Origin of the sequence: Saliniramus sp., assembly GCF_035311605.1 — a bacterium.
Taxonomy (GTDB): Bacteria; Pseudomonadota; Alphaproteobacteria; order Rhizobiales; family Beijerinckiaceae; genus Saliniramus.
Map to the genome: position 1 here is coordinate 1 of NZ_DATGCW010000258.1, position 4,140 is coordinate 4,140.

4 protein-coding genes are annotated in these 4,140 nt (G+C 64.8%); 1 reads left to right on the forward strand and 3 read right to left on the reverse strand.

What is annotated here, in order from left to right; genetic code table 11:
* Positions 1-487 (forward strand): alpha-ketoglutarate-dependent dioxygenase AlkB (locus VKP01_RS11735; protein WP_324412485.1); only part of this gene is annotated, 487 nt, incomplete at its 5' end.
* A 4-nt stretch (positions 488-491) separates the two neighbouring features.
* Here the strand turns inward: VKP01_RS11735 and VKP01_RS11740 are convergent.
* From VKP01_RS11740 to VKP01_RS11750, 3 genes are all read right to left on the reverse strand, one after another.
* Positions 492-2,120, reverse strand: coding sequence for a CTP synthase (locus VKP01_RS11740; protein WP_324412487.1), 1,629 nt, complete (start codon positions 2,118-2,120; stop codon positions 492-494).
* 128 nt (positions 2,121-2,248) lie between these two features.
* Positions 2,249-2,650 (reverse strand): preprotein translocase subunit SecG, encoded by a 402-nt coding sequence (gene secG / locus VKP01_RS11745; RefSeq protein WP_324412489.1) that lies wholly within the window; start codon positions 2,648-2,650, stop codon positions 2,249-2,251.
* 228 nt (positions 2,651-2,878) lie between these two features.
* A partial coding sequence (locus VKP01_RS11750; RefSeq protein WP_324412491.1) for a hypothetical protein occupies positions 2,879-4,140 on the reverse strand: 1,262 nt, incomplete at its 5' end.

The following is a 4,140-nucleotide window of genomic DNA, read 5'->3' on the forward strand; positions in this document are numbered from 1 at the left end:
CGGCAAGGCGTTCTCGGTGCGCATGACGAATTGCGGGCCACTTGGCTGGGTCGCCGATCAGGCCGGCTATCGCTACCAGCCGCACCACCCGGAGACGGGCAAACCCTGGCCTGACATGCCGCCGCGCGTGCTGCGCGCCTGGGAGGATCTCGCGGGCTATCCGCATCCGCCGGAGGCGTGTCTGGTCAATTATTACGCCGAAGCGGCAAAGATGGGGCTGCATCAGGATCGCGACGAGCAGGAGTTCGACGCCCCCGTCGTCTCGCTCTCGCTGGGCGATACCGCCGTCTTCCGCTACGGCAGCACGCAGCGCGGTGGCCCGACGAAATCGGTGAAGCTCGCCTCCGGCGATGCCATCGTCTTCGGCGGCGAATCGCGGCTGATCTTCCACGGCATTGACCGCTTGCAACGCGGCTCCTCGACGCTGCTCCCCGAGGGCGGCCGCATCAACCTCACCCTGCGCCGCGTGAGCGCGCCGGGTGGGTGAGGCATCACACCAGCCGGCTCTGCACCAGCGCGGCTTCGATGAAGCTCGCGAAGAGCGGGTGCGGTTCGAAGGGGCGGGATTTCAGTTCCGGGTGGAACTGGACGCCGACGAACCAGGGATGATCGGCGAGCTCGACGATCTCGGGCAGGAGGCCGTCCGGCGAGAGGCCGGAGAAGAGCATGCCTTTCCTCTCGAGATCCTCGCGATAGGCGAGATTGACCTCGTAGCGGTGGCGGTGGCGCTCGGAGATCGTCGTGGCGCCGTAGATCTGCGCCACTTTCGAGCCCGGCTTGAGCGCGGCGTCATAGGCGCCGAGCCGCATGGTGCCGCCGAGATCGCCCTGCGCGGCGCGTTTCTCGAGCTCGTTGCCGCGCAGCCATTCCGTCATCAGGCCGACAACGGGCTCGTCGGTCGGGCCGAACTCGCTTGATCCCGCTTTCTCGATTCCGGACAGCGCGCGCACCGCCTCGATCACCGCCATCTGCATGCCGAAGCAGATGCCCAGATACGGCGTCTGCCGCTCGCGGGCGAAGCGCGCCGCGCGGATCTTGCCCTCGGAGCCGCGATGGCCGAAGCCGCCGGGGACGAGGATGCCGTTGAGCCCTTCGAGGAAGGGGGCCGGGTCCTCGTGCTCGAAGACCTCGCTCTCGATCCATTCGAGATTGACCTTGACGCGGTTGGCGATGCCGCCATGCATCAGCGCCTCGATCAGCGATTTGTAGGCGTCCTTCAGCCCGGTATATTTGCCGACAATGCCGATCGTGACCTCGCCTTCCGGGTTGGCGATGCGCTGTGAGATCGTGGTCCAGCGCGTCAGATCCGGCTCCGGCTCTTCCTTGACGCCGAAGGCGGCGAGAACTTCGTCGTCGAGCCCTTCGGCATGATAGGAAAGTGGCACGTCGTAGATCGAGGGCGCGTCCTGCGCCTCGATCACCGCCGTCTCGCGGACATTGCAGAACAGTGCGAGCTTGCGCCGCTCATCCGGCGGGATCGGGCGGTCGCAGCGGCAGAGGAGGATGTCGGGCTGGATGCCGATGGAGCGCAGTTCGGCCACGGAATGCTGCGTCGGTTTCGTCTTGAGCTCGCCGGCGGAGGGGATGAAGGGCAGGAGCGTGAGATGCACGAAGATCGACTGGCCGCGATCGAGATCGTTGGAGAGCTGGCGGATAGCCTCGAAGAAGGGCAGGCCCTCGATATCGCCGACCGTGCCGCCGATCTCGACGAGGACGAAATCGTAATCCTCGTTTCCCGAGACCACGAATTCCTTGATGGCGTTGGTGACATGCGGAATCACCTGGATCGTGGCGCCGAGATAATCGCCGCGCCGCTCCTTGGTGATGATGTCGAGATAGATCCGCCCCGTGGTGATGTTGTCCTGCTTGGACGCCGGCACACCGGTGAAGCGCTCGTAATGGCCGAGATCGAGATCAGTCTCCGCACCATCGTCGGTGACGAAGACCTCGCCATGCTGATACGGGCTCATCGTGCCCGGATCGACGTTGAGATAAGGGTCGAGCTTGCGCAGCCTGACCTTGTAGCCGCGCGCCTGGAGCAGCGCCCCGAGAGCCGCCGAGGCGAGGCCCTTGCCGAGCGATGAAACCACGCCGCCGGTGATGAAAACGTACCGCGTCATGGACTGGTATCCATAATCGAGCCCCGACGATTCGCAAGCAGCGAATGCGTCATGCGGGCATCATCCACACAAAACAAAGGGGCCGGTCGCCCGGCCCCGCGAAGGCCCTGCCTTCCGACAATTCCCGCTCAGCGCGACTGCGGAACCTGAGGCGAGGCGGGTTCGTCGCCCTGCTGCTGCTGGAGTTGCTCCAGAATACCCGGTCCGGCGCCATCCGGTGCGGTTTCACCCGGCTGGGCGGGCGGGGCCGTGAGGCCGCCGGGAGCGTCGAAGACCGAAGTCGGCTGGCTTGCCTGACCGGCGAGGATCGCCAGCGTCAGGCTCGTTGCGAAGAAAGCCGCAGCCAGAATTGCCGTCGCACGCGTCAACGCACTGGCCGAGCCGCGCCCGGTCATGAAGCCACCCGGCCCGCCGCCGCCACCACCGCCACCGGCGCCCATACCGATGCCGCCTTCAGAGCGTTGCAACAGCACGACGCCTACGAGCGACAGCACGATAAGCAGATGGATGATGATGATGACCGTTTGCATGCTCTACCCTTCAGCGTCCTGCCCGCCGGTCCGATCGACCCACCGGCTTGCCGCAGGCCCGTCGATGCGCCGACATGAGACACACCAACGCGGCGATTCCACGGCAGGGCCGTGACCGCGACAACCTCCATATGCAATCGCAAAACCCGTCTGTCCAGCGCCGATCACGAAAAAAGCACACGCCCGCAGCCTCTCGGCCGCGGGCGTCGATCATGAACCGCTTACGCCTCACCCCTCACGCGGTCGGTTCATGAAATGCTGGATCATGTCATTCAGAAAACCACGCGCCAGAACCTCGGATTCCTTGACGAAGCGCAGGCGGTCGACATCGGAAGGCGGTAGCGGACTCTTCGCGGCGACCTCGTCGACGATCTTTTCCAGAATGTCGTTCATCAGGACCAGTTGCTCATTGGTGTCGAACAGGTCGTCGATCATCATGTTGCGCACGGGAAGCGATTGCAGATCGACATCGTGTTCCTGCTGGAGATGGTCGCGCACGACGCGTTCGGTCTCTGGTGTGACAGGTCCGCGATCATTCGCGCCCGGCTCGCCGAAGCTGCCGAAATCTCCCTGGTCCGGCGGAGCCGACATGCGGATGCGGCTCCAGTCGTTGTTATTTTCGACGGCAAGTTTGAATACGTCGATCATATCCGGATTGGCATGGGGCGTGAGATGTCCGTCAGCCGCGAAAATCGCACGACCGGCCGGATCCAGATGCGGGATCGTGTCCTGCGTCGGCGGTCGCGTTGTCGTGCGCGCGTGCCCGGTCGGCTCGTCTGCCTGCGGGGATGCGCCGTCCGTCAACGAATCGGGATACGCAGATGCCGACAGGTTCCCGTTATCAGTTTGTCCGGATTCCCGGTTCAATACGTAATCGGATCGCGCCGGCGCCGGTGTATATGTCCTTGCTTCCTCGTTGGCGATATGGCGGCTGAGCGACTGAAGCATGCTCATCTGTCGCGCGCTGTCGGGCGCGGGGGCTTCCGCGAACGTCCGAGCGAGATCGTTCGCCAGAGCGCCGACCATGGCGCCCGCTGAAGCGCCGGCATTTCCGACGAGCGGGCCTGGAATCGTCGTCGCAGGTGGCCCGCCGGTCTGTACCGGTGGCGCTCCCGCTCCGGAAGCCTGCATGGCCTGCGTGAAGGCCGGATCGCGCCAGACATTCGGCGACGCGCCGGCCTGCTCGGCAGCGCCGCCCGCCACATTCCGATTGCCGTTCCAGGCCCGCTCTGCCGCCGATGGCTGCGTCGCCATCTCGTTGCGCGGCTGAAACGACATCGTCATCAGTACCGACATGGAATGACCTCCAGATATCTTGTGCGCCTGAAGGTTGTGGCAACTTCCGATCAACATCAATGAATAAATGAATATAGCGCGCGGTAACCCGAAATTTACCTTAATAACGGGGCGACCGCCGGGCGGCCTCAGGCGCGACAGGCGCGGGCGATGGCCAGGAAATCCGCTGCCACGAGGCTCGCGCCGCCGACCAG